Consider the following 15190-nt stretch of genomic DNA (forward strand, 5'->3'; position numbering starts at 1 on the left):
AATCCGGCCTTAATTCCATTTATCGGGTTCTCGGGAGGAACCGACAATGGAGTATAGCAAGGCACAGTCAATTAATGCACCACCAACTGCTCATGTAGGCAGCTCCTGCATGGTAAGGGCCGTCAACTGGTGGCAGGTCGTTTTCATCGCGGCAGGTTCACCGGCACTGGTAATGTTCAGCCTAGGAGGTATTTCGGCCGTAACCGGCACGGTATCTCCCCTGGTGTGGTTCGTCTCAGTCATGATCGGTTTCGTCGCAATCTTCAGCTACGCTGAAATTGCGGGCATGCATCCCAATAAATCTGGAGGCACAGCCGTATATGGCGCCACGGCGTGGGTTCGACACTCTCGCATAATCGCCCCAATGTCCGTTTGGTCGAACTGGCTCGCCTGGAGCCCCATCCTTGCGATCGGCTCAGGACTGGGTTCTGGGTACCTGTTATCAATATTCCTGCCACCAGATCATGCGCTCAATACCTGGCAGGTCACACTGTTGGATCTCGGCTTTCTAAAACAAGGCCTCACAATTCGAATAAACACGCAATTCATCGTCGGAACAATTTTGATGGTGACAGTGTGGAGCATCCAACACAGTGGAATTGCGAGAACGGCTCGAGTTCAAATCATACTGACGCTTGGCGGGATTATCCCCCTTCTTTTCGTAACATTAATCCCCTTCTTTACCGGCCGTATTGAAATGGCGAATTTTTCGCCCTTCGTACCCTTCAATGGTGAGTGGAATCTCGAAGGGTGGCGCCTCTTCATAGGCGGTCTCTTCCTCGCTGCATGGGCCGCATACGCAGCCGAAAATGCAGTCTGCTACATGAGCGAAATGACCGATCCGGCCCGTGATGGCGCAAAGGCAATCATTTGGTCAGGAGTCGTAGGGGTCATTCTATACACTCTGGTTCCATTTGTTTTCCAAGGTGTGCTCGGTACGGAGTACATGAGGTCTCCGGGGATTGAATCCGGTGAGGGCGTCGGTGTCGCTCTAGCAAGCATGGTTGGCGCGGGTGATTTCTTCGCCAAGCTCTTAGTGGTGATGCTCACCTTCACACTATTCCTCGCGATTATGACAGCCATGGCCGGATCATCGCGGACCCTGTACCAGGGTGCGCATGATGGATGGATGCCGAAATTTCTCGATCAGCTAAATGAGAACGGCGTACCCACCCGGGCCATGTGGACAGACTTAGCGTTCAACGCACTGCTTCTACTGATGTCAGACTACATGTTCGTTATGGCAGTCTCAGCAGTGAACTATGTGCTGTTTCATTACCTGAACCTGAATGCGGGCTGGATTCATCGGCTTGATAATCCAAACGCTAAACGCCCCTACAGGGCACCAAACTGGCTACTTACGTTTGGAACAATTTTGGCATACGTCAATGCGTTCCTCATCGGCGTAGGTGCCAACCTATGGGGCAATCACATCCTGTTCCTCGGATTGGCCGCAGCGTTTATTTCTACCCCGCTATTTTGGTACCGACACTATGTTGTCGATAAAGGTCAGTTTCCACCGGGCATGCTGAATGATCTTATTCCCGAGGGTGAGACAGAACTGCCGCCAACGAGAGCCGGAATACTTCCCTACCTCGCATTGGCTGGGGGACTCGTCTCGATGCTCGCTGGCTACATCATCTTCTGGGTGATGTTCTAAGAGAAGCAGGGCGCGGTTTCATACGGCATTCCCTTGTGTTGCAAGTCACAAAGGCCGCGCCCTGAAACACAACCATCAACACGTAATTATACGATCAATTACTGATCTGAACCGAGATGGTACAGGGCAGCAAGGTCAGCGTCGCACCAAGAATTATCCAACTACGAAAGTGAGAGATTTCAATGCTTACAACGATGTCGCTCGAAGAGTTCGGCGCAGTTCTCGCATCTGATGCACCAGCTCCAGGCGGTGGGAGTGTCGCCGCCCTTTCGGGAGCTGTTGGAGCAGGGCTCATAGCGATGGTGTGCAGGCTCAGTATCGGAAAAAAGGGGTGTGAAGCTTTTACAGAGGAACTGACCAAAACAGTACCGAAAGCCGATGCACTCGCCGCAGGACTTTTACGACGCGTCGATCTCGATACAGAAGCATTCAATTCGGTTATGGCTGCCTTCAAGCTTCCTAAGCAAACCGACGAAGAGAAAGCCAAAAGAACAGCTGCGATCCAGGACGGGTACAAAGAAGCGGTTCAGTCACCAATAGCCATCGCCAGCGAATGCGTCGCGGTCCTGGAACTCAGCCGAAATCTCCTCGGAAAGTCCAACCCCAACGCACTAAGCGATCTCGGAGTGGCCTCTCAACAAGCCTATGCCGGTCTGGAGGGCGCCATAATGAACGTCAAAATCAACCTGCCATCAATCAAGGACGAGAACTTCAAATCAGAGATTTCGACCGAACTGGTCCAGCTACTCAAGCAAGGCCGGGAAGCCAAAGAACAAGTCTACCAATTTGTATCCGACAACCTCTAATCTTTGGCCCGTGGCGCTCTCGACTTCACGTTAGGGGACTTGAGCGCCACCGAGACTCATATGCAGTCGACGGCCTTCACCCACGCTTGTTCATCCAGCAAGCTCTGAGCAACCATCGCAGCAGCAGCGTTCTGTTCAACGATCGCGCGGGTCTCTTTGACCTACAGCTTGAGAGCTTCTGTGCTAGTCCTCAGCTCCTCGCCCCGAACGCTAAGCTGCTGGCGTTGGAGAAAGACCGCGATGACCAACCAAAGGAACGCGAAAGGCGCAGCAATGCCCGCCAAGAAGCCGCCCATCTCGTTGGCTGTAAGCCCGGAGAGCTTTGAACTGACGTCAGCGTAGTAAAGGAGCCAAGCTAACCAGTGCAGTGTCAGCGCGAATGCCAACTTGAGCGGTGTCAACAGCCACACCAGGACCTTGCGGAACCGTCGCATGCCCCTCAAAAAATCTTTGGGTCGAGGCGGGTGTCAATAGGGGTGTTTTAGGCCAGAACCGGAGAAAAAATCAATAAAATCAACAGAACTGGCGCTCCCTACGGGACCTACTCAATTGAGGTTTATCAATAAGTTAGACCGGAGTGGGGAACCGTTTTTTACCAGTGTGTTCCAGGGCTTCCCGCCGAAAAGTTCCCCACCACAAACAAAAAAGAGCGCCCCCGCCACCGGGAGCGCACCGGTGGCGGGGGCTTTCGATCAGGCGTGAGGGCGCCGGGAGACGCGGCCGCGCTTAACAGTTATTGGATACTGGACTGCCGCTCGGTTCGGAGCAGGCGAGCTAGTACGTCGGACAAGTCGTCACTCCCAAATGGCTTCCGTAGGACGGCGCGGTCGCGAAAATCGCCCCACATTTCGTCGACGCTGTTTCCGGTAGCGATAGCGAACGGAATCCCCCGCGCAGCGAGCGCCTCGACCACCGGCCGGCTACTTGTGCCATTCAGGTTCATATCCACCAGAGCGGCGTCAAACGCTTGCCGACTTACCAGACCGACCGCAGCGTTCGCGGTGGCGGCGCTCGTCACAGCCCCACATCCGAGTTCCACTAGCATGTCCTCAATCATTAGGCTGATGAGCGTTTCATCCTCGACGAGGAGAATACGACGGCCCGTTAAGATGCTATTCATGGGGGGCCCCTTCGGGAACTGGAATACTCATTGTACATAGCAAGCCGGCTGGTCGGAAATCGAGTTCCACAGTGGCGCCGAATGCGTCCAAACCATGCTCAATCACACGCGAGCCAAACCCCTTGCGTAAGGAGGGGCTCACCGGCGGTCCACACTTTTCCCGCCATTGCAGAACTAGCCGGCGGCCCTGACCGGTGGATTCCAATTTCCATCCCACATGGATGGATCCTGTAGAGTTCGACAGCGCTCCGTACTTTACTGCGTTGGTTGCAAGCTCATTGAAAGAAATTCCAAGCGCTAGCGCTGATTCTGGCGGGAAGCGAATGTTCTCGCCCTCGATCGCGATACGATCGGCTCTGCCGTCAACCCTAAACGGCTCCAATGCGTCGTGTAGCAGATCGACGAGCCCTGCACCCTCCCAATTCGCTCTTGTCAGCAGATCATGCGACCGTGAAAGTGCCATTAATCGGGACTCGATTGCTTCTCGGATAACACTTGGATCGGTCGCCGTCCGCGTTGCCTGCCAGACGATCGACTGCACCATGGCGAGGGTATTCTTCACGCGATGGTTCAACTCGTCGATGAGAGCCCTCGAATGCGCTTGCTCGACTTTGAGTGCCGTGAGGTCGACGAACGATGCAAAGTATTGAACAATTTCTCCGTCCTCTAACCGGACCGGACTAACGAAGAGAGCCGCCCAGAACTCACTGCCATCCTTGCGGCGGTATCGAATCTCGGCACCAGCGTCGGATGCGGCCAGGAATTGATGGTCGATTTTCTGCAACGCCTCCGCGTCAGCAGCATGCGCCAAAATAAAATTGAAGCTTTGACCAAGTACCTCTGCGCGCGCATAGCCGGTCAAGGAGAGAAAGCTATCGTTGGCGAAAGTTATGGGATTGTCGGGGTGCTTCGCATCGGCAAAAACCATGGCCATGCGTGTCGTCTCAGCGGCAACTACGAAGGGACCAAGCTCGTTCTTGAAGCCTTGCACATCGGCTTCGGCGTCAATCTGCTGTTTTGATTTCTTTGGCATCTTCGGCATTCCTCCGATGCATCGATCGATGCTGAGACATGACCTGACCGCTGCCGATCACTGTACTCAAGGCGTGGACAAGTGTGGGATCATCTGCCCACCGGGTTAATGCTAGCACCTTCCGTATTGCGTACCTCGGAAAAGCCTGCACTGCACCGTGAAAGAACGCAAGGTCGAGAATGCCTGAGACGAATGTCGCAGTCGCGGGTTCGCACTTGAGGTGCCATAGCCCAGTTTCGAAACTCCTGAAGTTCGGACGAATTGACCCGCAGCCCTTCATAAAAGATACGCTGGAACTAACCGATAGCTCGGAGTGTTTACTTCGAGATGGGAATGCATCGTATTCCCGAGGAGAAAAAATATGTTCAAAGCTATAATTGTGGGCGCTTCGATATTGGCCGTCGGTGCGGTTGGCCTAACATCAGTATTAGCGGAAACGCGCGGACTGCTGGCTCAGAACTCAGGCGAAGACAAAACGTCGGATCGCACACCGGGCAATAAGACGCCTGACCGAAGTCAGGGCGCGAGCCGCAGCGGTGCAGCTGGAACAGACGCCGGCCAGACTGAAGAAGGCACCTCTGACCGGACACCCTCCAATCATCCTGCAACGACTGACGCGAAGGGAGCGGAGCGCGGCAATCTGTTCACGGAAAAGCAAGCCCGCACACATCTCGCTCAGCAGGGATACACTAATATTTCCGAGTTGATGAAGGACGAGAGTGGAATCTGGCGTGGCACGGCTATGAAAGACGGCAACACGATAATGGTCGGCGTCGATATTCGAGGAAACGTCTCGACTAATTGAACAGCCGCAAAAAAGAGCGCCCCCGCCACCGGGAGCGCACCGGTGACGGGGGCTTTCGATCAGGCGTGAGGGCGCCGGGAGAGGCGGCCGCGCTGACCGAACTCAGATGATGATAACGATCAGCGTCACGACGAGACAGGCGGCGAGGATCTCATCGCCGAGATCCCATGAGGCGACGTTTAAAACCCGAGCACACCACGAAGGATGGGCAGCGCCTCGCTCCAGGTGATCTTTCCGGCGACGGCGAGGGCGAGGATGAGCATGCCCAGAGCCGCCTTGAGCCACTGACTGATGCGAATCCGGCGGCGTTGTTTCGGGAGCTGCGCCGCAATGCGGGCGGGCAGATCGCGCAGGTCCGCACGGAGCGCGCGCGTCTCCTCGTAGGACGCGAGGAGAATCTCCGTTTGACGGCTGCTCTCGGCGTCCAGGCGACCCAGCAGAACGCCCAGCGCCATCGGGTCGTGGGTGTAACCATTCAGCATGCGCGGCCCTCATCATCGTGAGCTCCCGTCTCGGGTTTCAATTAGCCTGTGATCCACGTCCAGAACCGCCCCCACCAGGTGGGCGACGTGCCGGGCGGGCGTGTCGGCAGGGGTGGTGCAGCGGCCTGCGGGCCTAACCTGACGCCGGTCATGAACATCTCCGCTTCCGCCGCGCGGCGACGCACCAGGCCGCGAAGAACAACGCCGCCGCCCATGCGCCATTTACTGAATTCGCGCGGCACGTCATCCCAGCGCCCAGCATTGACCCGCTTAAGCAACGTCGATGACTTCAGCGCCCCCGTGCCGCAGTTGAACGCGAAGGACACCAACGCCCCACGCGCCAGCGGGTGGAGGGGGACACGGACGTAGCGGTCGACGGCGGGTTCGCAGATCTGCCCGACTTCAAAGGCGAGCAACGCCTCCGCGCGTGTCCGTGCGATCGGCGCATCGCTGAGTTGCACCTTGCGGCGGTCCTCATAAAACGTACTGCCGTAGCCGATCGTCGCCACGCGGGCGGGGCAGAGGTACGGTTTCACGCGTCCGGACCCGTCGCCAAGCTGCCTGAGATACCCCTCAAACTGTTTGATGAGGTCAAGCGCCTCGCGCGGGATAGCCATGCGTTTAACTCTTTATAGTCAGGAGGGATATCGTCGCCCGCGGCTATCTCCTGTCCGGGAGCGACTGCGACCCGGACGAAGTCCGCCCCGCGGAGCTGCCGCGCGACAACGCGAATAGCAGTGTGAGCGCGCTAGCGCGCCGCCGGCGTCGGACACTTCCGCGACGAGCGGTAGCCGAACAAGAAGCCCAACACCGCCTGCACAGCTTCAATGAACAGGGCGGAGAACGCGGCGTGGTCGATCACGCTGGAAAAGCCCAGCGCCACGAACACAAGAAGCACGATCAAGACGCCAGCCGTCAGGGGGCGGAGCACGGCGTTGAGGCCGTCAACCCACGCAATGCCGGTCGGCCGCCCCTGGGTCTCGACGATCGCCGTCAGGCTTTCGCGAAACGCGCGGATTTCCTCCGCGACGATACCAGTCTCGGCCGCCTCGAGTTTCGACCCGGCTTCCGCCTGAAGGCGCGCCATCTGCAGATCGTGCTGCAGGCGGATCAAATCCATTTCCCGCACATGGTCGCGGGAGTCACGGACCTCTTTGAGGACGTCGGGAACGATGCCGGACACGAGTCCGGTCAACGCCGAAATCAGCGCTGTCAGCATGATAGGTCTCCGAATTGTTTGGAAGAACGCTGGCGTAATCGCCTTTGCACGGAATATTCGCTGCGCGTGATTGATTGCGCACCCGGCTAGTAGTTAGCTTCTAGAAAAAGGATGTGAGATCATGATTCAGGACGAGCTAGACCCGATTTTTGCAATCGTCGCCGGCGCAATTGTTGCCCTGGCCGCGATAGTTCTTGTCGGAGGAATTATGTTTGTCGCTGCCGGATTGCCCTTGACGGTAACTGATCTCGCCTTGGTTGCAGCCGTTGGCGTTGCCTCAGGCGCAACTACAGCGCTTGCGACGTCCGTCAGCGCGTGGCGGTATTGGCGATCGACTGAGAGTCGCGACTAGACACTAAACTGCGCATGGTGAACCTGCCGCCCGTCTATCGCGAGACGGTCGTTTAGGATGTGCAATGACATTGATGTGCCTCAAATAAAAAACCCGCCGATGAGGCGGGTTGATCATTACCTATTCCGGATCAGGTTAGACCTCATACCCAAACGCTTCAAAGTCAGTACGGTAAAGCCGCGCGACTATCTCTCGGCACTCGTCGGTGTAGTGCTCCCGCATCATTTCCGCAGCCTTCGTCGCCGGTGGCCCAGCTCTGCTGAATTTATCTGGCAAAGGAAAATCAAGAGCAGCAAACACTGTTGCTAAATCGGCATTCAGCGCCTCAACTCGCCCAATAAAATCAAATCTATCAATCGGCAGCAGTAGAATTGACGATTGAGGTGCCCAATGGGCGTTATTCAGTAATCCGCCGTTGTCGAGGAACCGACAAAATTCTGGAAATGACGACATCCCCTTCGTTTTTCTTCCGGTTCGCACCTTATCAAGGTACGCAGAAAGGATGCGGTGGTATGGATTGCGGACAAACGTAAACTTAAATGTGCTATCAAAATCCGACACTTCTGATCGGCTCAATGCCGATGGCATCTTGAATGCAAACTTGGCCCAATTTCCGTCTGAATCCTCGCTGATCGAGGCGACCCCACAGGCTCTAGCCAACGCAACGGCGACGGTCGAATTAGCAGATTTTGGAACTCTATTGAAGAAGAACCCATGATCGAGCGCAATCATGCCGCGCTTGTCTACCGCGCGGATCCAGACGCTGCCACTATATGGATATTTCCGAAAGAATGGAGATGATACCCTTCTCCTCTCGTCCAAATGCTCGCTGACCAGCAGTGAAATATTTCGCAGAGACGTGATCATCAGCACACGCTACATGCAACGTCCGTACAGAGCAACCTTATCTCCATGAAGCCGCGCCGATGGTACGCACAGAACTACCGCAACCAATTACGTAGCTGGACAGAAGGGTATCCGTCATGTGAGACGCGCACGAGCTTTCATCAAGCTGAAAGTCCTCTGTGGCATTCGTCCAAGACCCACTGCCTCCATCATAAGCGACGGCAATAGCACCGCCACCGGCGGGTATGTCCAACGTAGCAGATCGGCTACCCCCCCCACCACCCGCTGGGAAATGGGCGTCATACGGCGTGTCGTTTTTTGCCCCCTCAATAGTGTACACGTGTATCTCTGAGCGCGCGACAGATGCGCCGAAGTTGAGCGTAATGTCCACTTCTGTCAACGACCCAGAGATGCGCCTATAAGCCATCGCAGATCCACTGTTCTGACCGTCATTCTGGCCGATGATTGTCATGGCGTTACCATCTAGCGTGATCAAGCTGTAGTCAGTATTACCCGAGACTGCATAGATTGATGCAACGACAATCAGCTTTTCAGACGCAGCTGGACCAACTGAAATGCTCGTGAACGGATGAGAAATGCCGGCAGAGGTGCGGCGAGAGCTCGTGGTGTAACTTTGGCTAAAAGGTTTTCTTCCGGTGGTCCTGATAAGAAGATTGGGTGAAAACGGGAGCACCATTATGGAGCCCCCCACAATCCGCCAGCCGCCACGACAAGAACTTCCGTCGCCGTCGTTCCGCTCACGGCGGTCACCTCGCAGTGCACTCGCGTTCGCTCCCCAGCGCCCGTGTTGATCGTCGGGAGTTCCTCGTCAGAACCCACATACCCTGCCGCAAAGCCTGCGGTGACCCCCGATCCCGATCCCTCTGTGAAATGGACGACAAATTCGTCACCGACCGCACAGTGTGTGGGCAGCTGCAAGACGAAGGACTCGTCGAAAGTCAGGCGAAACTTGCGTCCAAGGGCCAAATCAATTCCGGGTGTGGCACTGCTTGTCACCGTCGCCGGAACAAGGGGGCTGAACAGAACGTCCGGGGTCACCACACGCTCCGGCGCTTTCTCGTTGACCTCAGTGTCCGATGCCGTGTCCAGAAGCGCACTGCTGCCCGGATCAATCTCGCTGCCGCGCCCGATGGCGACATAGTCCCAGGTCTTTGAAAACGCGCCCTTGGTCGCCGTGATGCGATACACACCGCCCGGAGCGTGAAACGCCGCAAACCCATCAGACCCGACAGAGAACGGATTCCCCTTAACTTCAGTACCAGCACGGTCGATGTGGATGAGCGCCAGCGGAAATCCGGCTTCCATACGATGCACAGAAACGGTCGCACCATCTTGGACGTTCCCAGCATCGTCGACGATCGTAGCTTGCCAGATTGCTTCCGCCATGTGTTACGTCCTCAATTAATCTGCGGCCCGCGAATGTCGCCGGGGCCAATGGATATCGTCACGAAGCTATCGCCGTCGATCGCCGCTCCGGGAGCGCCTCCAACGCCAGGGGCCCCACCAAACGGAATATTCTTCGTGCCGTTCTGTCCGGATTGTCCGGGATCGCCGCCATCGCCACCATCACCGTACGGCGTGTTGCGTCCGGCCCCGCCACTCTCTGTCGTTCCATCCGCGGCCTTGCCTGTCCCCTTGCTGTTCCCTCCAATACCAGGGAGCGTTCCAGCGCCGCCGCCGCCGCCGCCAGCGGTAAACGCCCCATCGTTGGCCGTGCGGCCGCCGCCACCACCACCGCCGCCACCAAAAACCTGACCGGCATCACCAAATTCGATGGCGATGGGAACGCGTGTAAACAGACCTGGCCCACCGGCTTGCCCGTTCACGCCCCCCTGCGTTTCACCCCTGCCGATACCGCCATTCCCGCCTTTGCCCTGTGCGCGTCCGTTAATCTCAACGGTAATCGGCAACCCGGCGGGCCAATCCGCCGCCGTCCCCACATCAAGAGCGGCCGCGGATGTCGATGCCGAGCCGACGATGACATTCGCCGCGATAACGACGGTGAGATTGACGCCGTCGATGACATCCTGATCGGTCAACGGCGGGTATATGGAATTATGCAGGGAGGGCAGATGCACGTTCGTGATGTTGGAATCGATCGTGATGACGCGGTTCGTGAGGTCGCCTGCGTCGAAACTCTGGAACAGCATTTCCTCGCACTCGACAGAGAGCCGGTCTGAGGAGGTCAGCCGTCGGATGACTTGGACCGGAGCGCCTGCGGAAACGACGTTCCCGGCCTCATCCTGATTGCTGTCCCAGCGCACGCGATACCCGCGCAGCAGCTGCACGTCGCGCGCTCCAGGCCGCCAGAGATCAAAGTTGATCTTACGCGGCGGACGCACAAACCGGCCAAGATGCAGGTCGCCGATCCGCTCCGCCGTCTGCGCAGCAAAACTCGGCACCCACGGCGCATAAATCTTCTTGATGCGGCTCGCGCCATAATTGGCTTCGGCTTCGCCGTCGACGGTTGCGCGGGTTGACCGGTAGTTGTTGGGATCGTCGAGCGGCTCTAGCGGGTTGAGCACACCGTACGACACCCACACCTGGCTGATGCGGCTGTCGGGTTGTTCCTTGGTTTTGAGCGTGCCTTGAAGGATTTCGCCCTCGTCTATGGTTTCCGCATCGAGGGTGATGCCGCGCAGCACCTGAAACAGGATTTGCTGTTGCTCGTCATCCCACGCAATCGACAGTCCCGCCTGCTGAATGAGTTGGTTGATCAGCGTATCGAGCCGCGTCGGCTCGGCGATGACACGCGTATAAAGCAGCTGCAGGAAGTTATCGTCCTCCACCTCCCACGCCGCGCTCGGAATGAAGCTTGAGGGAACGCCGGCATAGGTCGTCAGCAGATCCGCGAGAATCGCGCTGGCCTTGGCCGCGTTGTAGTAGGTGCATTGCTGCACGCGGTCGTCGGCACTGTGGTCCTGAGCTGACGTGCCAAACTGCCCGCGCGTCAGCGTGAGGGCATCCCCGGCCCGCGTGAAGGCACAGATCTCCTTGCCGCCCAGCGCCACATACCCCGACGCCGCATACTCGGCATCGCCGATGCCGGCCGGCGCTAGCGTTGCCGACGTCGTCGAGCTGTTAATCCCAGAAACCAGGAATCCGTTGGACAACATCGGGCATTGCGCCCGGTCTCCATCGGCGAGTTTGAGCGGGTCCTGCGCCGTGACCGCAAAAGCGCCTCCTGGTGTCGGCCCGTCGAAGCTTTGCACGATGTAGTGCTTTGTTTCCCAGTCCGCGAAGGCCTGACTGAGGAGCCCGCGCTTCAACCGGATGGCGCTGTTCTCAAGATGCGGATACCGCGCCCGAAATTTTCCCCAATAGGTGCCGCGTCGAAAACCCTCGCCGTCGTCCGCCGATGGGTGATCCTTGAATTGCACTGTGAGGCGCCCGCGCGTGCCCATCGACTCGCCGATCGCGACCGTGCCCGGCGACAGAGAGACGGACTGAATGTCGGCCTGTGCGTTGAGGTCCGCCGGCAGGTAGTCCGTCGGCATGGCGTAGCGCAGCGTCTCCACCTGTGTTTTAAACAGGCTGCGCGCCATGAAATGCCCGACGTGGACCAGCTCCCCCGCCACGCCGATCGTCGGCCCGCACCAGCCCGCCGTGGTGATCGCGGATGCCGTGTCATCGTAGGAAAAGGAAAATAGCGACGGCGCGGCGGCAAGTTCACCCTTCCACGCTTTCACCCGGATCGACGCGCCGCCGGCGATGTCGACGATATTGACGAGCAGCCAGAGGCTTTGCTCGACGTCCCATGCGAAGTCGGCGGTCGCGAGTTCGGTCGGCGTTCCGCCCACAATCTTATAGATCCCGATCTCGGTGCCATCGCCGATAAACGCGACCAGGTAGCCGCCTTCGGTGCTCTCAGCGCCCGAGCCGCGCACGACGATGCCCGGCGTGCCGAAGACTTCCGGTGAGCCCTGACTCGGGACGCGGAACAACGCCCGCACCTCGGCCTGGCTCATTGCGGGCGGGCGTGTCCATTGCCAGGCGATGAGGTCCTGCGCGCCGGTGTTCTCGAGCGCGAGGGCCTTGCCGGTGGGCATGGCGTCGTCGGTGACGATATCGACGGTCGCGTTTGGGCCCCACTGGCTGGTGAAGCGCGACGGGGCCACGCCGACGCGTTCGGTTTCGAATTGCGTGAGTCGGTAGATGTCGACGTCGAGCTCGACGACGGTCAGGGCTTTCCCGGTCGTCACTCGAATATCCCCTCGACGTCGATCGAGACGCCCATCATGCCATTCGGCTGTTCATTGGCTGGCGAGATATCCCCGGCCGTCCACACAAACCCCACTTCGCGCGGGTAGGATCCCGGCCGCCAGGCCCAGAAAAAGGGATTCTGGTCTGCGAATTTCGCGAACGGTTCGAAGGTCTCCCGATACCACTCCGGCGTGAGATTGCGTTGTTCAATCGCCGTGGCCGTCGACTGGCTGCGGATCACGCGGCCGAGGAAATTGCCCTTCTCGGACACGCCGACGGATCGGTCGGTTTTCCGATTGAGCGGGCCCGGCTGATGACCGACATAGATGCGCCGCTGCAGCACGAGGAGCGCGCCGGCATACATCACCGCTATGCGTGGCACGGTGAGCCCCGCAGAGACGACCAGGCGCAGGCCTGAGAGCGACTGCGGTACGAACCGGAACAGCATGGGCTCGTTCGAGATGAGCATGGTCTCCTGCACCAGCTCGAACCACTCTTGCTCCGGCGGACTGCCGACCTCGTCGCCGATCGTCCCCTCGACAGTGACCGTCCGGCCCGCCAGGTTGTGCCCGGCCAGCGCGACGTAATCGAGAAGGTCCGTGGTCTCGATCGTCAGCTCGATTGTGAAGGTGTCGAGATCGACGCCGCGCCAGGACTGACGCGGGGCCGTGCTCGGGGTCGCCAGATTGGCGACGGGAAAGTCCGGGTCCTCCTGAGTCGCGGACACCGTGTCCACGCTGACGATATTCTGCCACCCGATGAGCGGATTATCTGCATTGACGTCCGCGGGCGTCGCCGGCGGCGCGAGCACCAGGTCGCGGCTGATGACGATCATGCCGTCGCCCTCGCACGCGTCTCGGTGGAGATCAGCACCGCACCGTCCGCGACAGCGGAGTTGATCTCATCGATGATGCCCTTGACCGCCGATCCCGAATACAGCGCCGACGGATCGAACCCCTGAATGGTCAGTGAGCGACCCTGTGCGGGCGTCGGGGCAGACGCCGCCGCCCGACCGGCCCCACCACCGCCCGAGCTTCCGCCACTTCCGCCACCTGAGCCGGATTTGCTCGTTGAGCGGATGTTCTGAACCTGGGCAAATCCGTTCGCGAGTGCAGCCGCGGCCTGCGCATAAGAAAACGGCGGTCCCGGCGGGTTGGCAAGCGCGCGCGTGAACGCTTCATAAGTATTGATCAACGCCGACGCGATAGCCACGCCCTTCGATTGGTTGAACACATTCGTTAGCGCGGTGCCGATCCCAGAAGCCGCAGATGCGTAGGCGTTTTGCATCGCCCAAGCCGCTTGAGCGCCAGCCTTCCCAAGCGTCGCGGCGTCAATGGCTCCGCGTCGGAAAAGTTCGTTGAGCCGGGATTGTTCTGCAGCGAGAATTTCATAGGGCTGCCTGAAGCTCTCGGTGATCGCCTGTCCTTCGCGCATAGCCATATTCAGGTCACGCTGCGCCGCGGCCACGTCCTGGGTTGATTGAATGATCGGCGCCGCGACTTTCGCCGGCATGTTGACCGCGGTTTGCTCCATAATCTGGCCCGTTTCCAGCCAGAGATCACGGAGCGTAACCAATGAACCTCGCGTCGTTTCTAGGACATCGACGACGCCATCCTTGAGGATCGCGTAGGCCTGGCTGAATTCGCCCTCGGCACTCGCCATGACCGCCTTTGCGACCGAGACGACAACAGTCGCGAGATTTTTGAACGCAGCGCCGATAAGGATACCGACAGAGACCAGAGATTTGAGCGTGAAGGCGAGAGCGTCTGCGGCAAAATCGAGCGTCTTTGTATCCTTCGCGAGGGTCAGCAGGTGGCTTGCTAACGTCTGAAGCGTGGGAAGCATACGTGCCGAGACCGTCGTCACAATGCCATCCTTGACGCGCTTCAGACGATGCAATGTGTCCTGGAATTGAGCGGCGGCAGCGGCCGTCTTGGTATCGAAAACGATGCCAAGCTCATCGGCCTCGCGCATCATGGCGCGGAGCCCTTCAGAACCGGCATTCAGCATCGGAATGAGATCGGCCCCGCTCTTGCCGAACAAGGCCATGGCCAATGCTGTCTTTCCGGCGCCGTCTTCGATACCCTGAAAACGGCCTGCCACCTCGGTCAAGATGGCCGTCGCCGACTTCAGAGCGCCGCTCGAGTCCGTTGCTGAGATCCCGAGCGCTTTCAATGATCGCGCGGCAGCACTGGAAACCTCGCCGGCGGCGATCTCCTGCATGTTGGCGCTGAGGCGTTTAACGCCCGTCGCGAGCCCCTCTAAACTCGTGCCTGACAGTTCTGCGGCATGCTTCAGCCGTGACAATTCATCGACCGCGATCCCGACGGATTGGGCCATCTTTCCGATGCGGTCGATCTCCGCGATGTTGCCGCGCACGGCGGCCGCCACGGCGACACCGGCAGCGGTGACGGCCGCCGCGATCGCCGCGCCCGCCTTGGCGGCGACAGCGGCCGCCGACGCCAGGCCGCGGCCGAGACGTCCAATGGCCGTCTGGGCGTTCTTCGTGCCGCGGGTGAATTCACCGGCATCCATCGTCAGGCGCACGCGGAGCGCGCCGACTTCTGCGCTTTTGGCCATGGGCTCTCAGATCCTGAATGATGGAATCGAACTCGTCGGCTGTGGTCTTGTGCTTCTTTCCGA

At 58.8% G+C, this 15190-nt stretch carries 16 protein-coding genes; 4 read left to right on the forward strand and 12 right to left on the reverse strand.

Annotated features, from left to right (window positions below; all coding sequences use genetic code 11):
* Positions 1 to 109 precede the first annotated feature (109 nt).
* On the forward strand, positions 110 to 1660 hold the full coding sequence (locus K5845_RS16705) for a trimethylamine N-oxide permease (RefSeq protein ID WP_287959522.1): 1551 nt from the start codon (positions 110 to 112) through the stop codon (positions 1658 to 1660).
* A gap of 182 nt (positions 1661 to 1842) precedes the next feature.
* A complete protein-coding gene (locus K5845_RS16710) occupies positions 1843 to 2466 on the forward strand; it encodes a cyclodeaminase/cyclohydrolase family protein (RefSeq protein ID WP_046476349.1) in 624 nt (207 codons plus the stop codon).
* A gap of 161 nt (positions 2467 to 2627) precedes the next feature.
* Here the strand turns inward: K5845_RS16710 and K5845_RS16715 are convergent, their stop codons facing one another.
* From K5845_RS16715 to K5845_RS16725, 3 genes are all read right to left on the reverse strand, one after another.
* Positions 2628 to 2900 carry a hypothetical protein gene (locus tag K5845_RS16715; protein WP_287959523.1) on the reverse strand — a complete coding sequence of 91 codons (273 nt, stop codon included), beginning with the start codon at positions 2898 to 2900 and terminating at the stop codon, positions 2628 to 2630.
* 299 nt (positions 2901 to 3199) lie between these two features.
* Positions 3200 to 3586: a response regulator gene (locus tag K5845_RS16720; RefSeq protein ID WP_287959524.1), complete on the reverse strand. Its 387-nt coding sequence runs from the start codon at positions 3584 to 3586 to the stop codon at positions 3200 to 3202.
* Positions 3579 to 4619, reverse strand: coding sequence for an HWE histidine kinase domain-containing protein (locus K5845_RS16725; RefSeq protein ID WP_244512442.1), 1041 nt, complete (start codon positions 4617 to 4619; stop codon positions 3579 to 3581). Before K5845_RS16725 ends, K5845_RS16720 begins: the two co-directional genes overlap by 8 nt.
* A 361-nt stretch (positions 4620 to 4980) precedes the next feature.
* On the opposite strand from K5845_RS16725, the gene K5845_RS16730 reads away from it, so the two are divergent.
* A complete protein-coding gene (locus K5845_RS16730; protein ID WP_090229735.1) occupies positions 4981 to 5424 on the forward strand; it encodes a hypothetical protein in 444 nt (147 codons plus the stop codon).
* A 179-nt stretch (positions 5425 to 5603) separates the two neighbouring features.
* Here the strand turns inward: K5845_RS16730 and K5845_RS16735 are convergent, their stop codons facing one another.
* The 3 genes from K5845_RS16735 to K5845_RS16745 all read right to left on the reverse strand — a co-directional run bounded on the left by K5845_RS16735 (position 5604) and on the right by K5845_RS16745 (position 7125).
* On the reverse strand, positions 5604 to 5906 hold the full coding sequence (locus K5845_RS16735) for a hypothetical protein (protein WP_287959525.1): 303 nt from the start codon (positions 5904 to 5906) through the stop codon (positions 5604 to 5606).
* A 41-nt stretch (positions 5907 to 5947) separates the two neighbouring features.
* Positions 5948 to 6523, reverse strand: a complete 576-nt coding sequence (locus K5845_RS16740) for a lysozyme (protein ID WP_287959526.1) — start codon at positions 6521 to 6523, stop codon at positions 5948 to 5950.
* 131 nt (positions 6524 to 6654) lie between these two features.
* Positions 6655 to 7125, reverse strand: a complete 471-nt coding sequence (locus tag K5845_RS16745; protein ID WP_287959527.1) for a hypothetical protein — start codon at positions 7123 to 7125, stop codon at positions 6655 to 6657.
* A 121-nt stretch (positions 7126 to 7246) separates the two neighbouring features.
* On the opposite strand from K5845_RS16745, the gene K5845_RS16750 reads away from it, so the two are divergent.
* Positions 7247 to 7477, forward strand: coding sequence for a hypothetical protein (locus K5845_RS16750; protein ID WP_287959528.1), 231 nt, complete (start codon positions 7247 to 7249; stop codon positions 7475 to 7477).
* Between the two features lie 135 nt (positions 7478 to 7612).
* On the opposite strand, the gene K5845_RS16755 is transcribed toward K5845_RS16750, so the two are convergent.
* The 6 genes from K5845_RS16755 to K5845_RS16780 form a co-directional block, all read right to left on the reverse strand.
* The gene (locus tag K5845_RS16755) at positions 7613 to 8344 is read right to left on the reverse strand and encodes a sulfotransferase family protein (RefSeq protein ID WP_287959529.1); all 732 of its coding nucleotides are present in this window, start codon (positions 8342 to 8344) and stop codon (positions 7613 to 7615) included.
* Between the two features lie 37 nt (positions 8345 to 8381).
* The gene (locus K5845_RS16760; protein WP_287959530.1) at positions 8382 to 8795 is read right to left on the reverse strand and encodes a hypothetical protein; all 414 of its coding nucleotides are present in this window, start codon (positions 8793 to 8795) and stop codon (positions 8382 to 8384) included.
* A gap of 224 nt (positions 8796 to 9019) precedes the next feature.
* Positions 9020 to 9730, reverse strand: a complete 711-nt coding sequence (locus K5845_RS16765) for a hypothetical protein (protein WP_287959531.1) — start codon at positions 9728 to 9730, stop codon at positions 9020 to 9022.
* Between the two features lie 11 nt (positions 9731 to 9741).
* Positions 9742 to 12546 (reverse strand): hypothetical protein, encoded by a 2805-nt coding sequence (locus K5845_RS16770; protein WP_287959532.1) that lies wholly within the window; start codon positions 12544 to 12546, stop codon positions 9742 to 9744.
* Entirely contained in the window at positions 12543 to 13382 is an 840-nt protein-coding gene (locus K5845_RS16775) for a hypothetical protein (protein WP_287959533.1), read from the reverse strand. The genes K5845_RS16770 and K5845_RS16775 overlap by 4 nt, the downstream gene beginning before the upstream one ends.
* Positions 13379 to 15127 (reverse strand): hypothetical protein, encoded by a 1749-nt coding sequence (locus K5845_RS16780; protein ID WP_287959534.1) that lies wholly within the window; start codon positions 15125 to 15127, stop codon positions 13379 to 13381. Before K5845_RS16780 ends, K5845_RS16775 begins: the two co-directional genes overlap by 4 nt.
* Positions 15128 to 15190: the final 63 nt, after the last annotated feature.

This window comes from Filomicrobium sp. (genome assembly GCF_025698805.1).
Taxonomy (GTDB): domain Bacteria; phylum Pseudomonadota; class Alphaproteobacteria; order Rhizobiales; family Hyphomicrobiaceae; genus Filomicrobium; species Filomicrobium insigne.

Bases quoted from the DNA above. Each gene is read 5' to 3' on its own strand.
- K5845_RS16740 (WP_287959526.1), bottom strand. From the start codon at position 6,523: ATGGCTATCCCGCGCGAGGCGCTTGACCTCATCAAACAGTTTGAGGGG.
- K5845_RS16760 (WP_287959530.1), bottom strand. From the start codon at position 8,795: ATGACAATCATCGGCCAGAATGACGGTCAGAACAGTGGATCTGCGATG.
- K5845_RS16780 (WP_287959534.1), bottom strand. From the start codon at position 15,127: ATGGCCAAAAGCGCAGAAGTCGGCGCGCTCCGCGTGCGCCTGACGATG.
- K5845_RS16715 (WP_287959523.1), bottom strand. From the start codon at position 2,900: ATGCGACGGTTCCGCAAGGTCCTGGTGTGGCTGTTGACACCGCTCAAG.
- K5845_RS16710 (WP_046476349.1), top strand. From the start codon at position 1,843: ATGCTTACAACGATGTCGCTCGAAGAGTTCGGCGCAGTTCTCGCATCT.
- K5845_RS16725 (WP_244512442.1), bottom strand. From the start codon at position 4,619: ATGCCAAAGAAATCAAAACAGCAGATTGACGCCGAAGCCGATGTGCAA.
- K5845_RS16755 (WP_287959529.1), bottom strand. From the start codon at position 8,344: ATGATCACGTCTCTGCGAAATATTTCACTGCTGGTCAGCGAGCATTTG.
- K5845_RS16775 (WP_287959533.1), bottom strand. From the start codon at position 13,382: ATGATCGTCATCAGCCGCGACCTGGTGCTCGCGCCGCCGGCGACGCCC.
- K5845_RS16765 (WP_287959531.1), bottom strand. From the start codon at position 9,730: ATGGCGGAAGCAATCTGGCAAGCTACGATCGTCGACGATGCTGGGAAC.
- K5845_RS16720 (WP_287959524.1), bottom strand. From the start codon at position 3,586: ATGAATAGCATCTTAACGGGCCGTCGTATTCTCCTCGTCGAGGATGAA.
- K5845_RS16750 (WP_287959528.1), top strand. From the start codon at position 7,247: ATGATTCAGGACGAGCTAGACCCGATTTTTGCAATCGTCGCCGGCGCA.
- K5845_RS16735 (WP_287959525.1), bottom strand. From the start codon at position 5,906: ATGCTGAATGGTTACACCCACGACCCGATGGCGCTGGGCGTTCTGCTG.
- K5845_RS16745 (WP_287959527.1), bottom strand. From the start codon at position 7,125: ATGCTGACAGCGCTGATTTCGGCGTTGACCGGACTCGTGTCCGGCATC.
- K5845_RS16705 (WP_287959522.1), top strand. From the start codon at position 110: ATGGTAAGGGCCGTCAACTGGTGGCAGGTCGTTTTCATCGCGGCAGGT.
- K5845_RS16730 (WP_090229735.1), top strand. From the start codon at position 4,981: ATGTTCAAAGCTATAATTGTGGGCGCTTCGATATTGGCCGTCGGTGCG.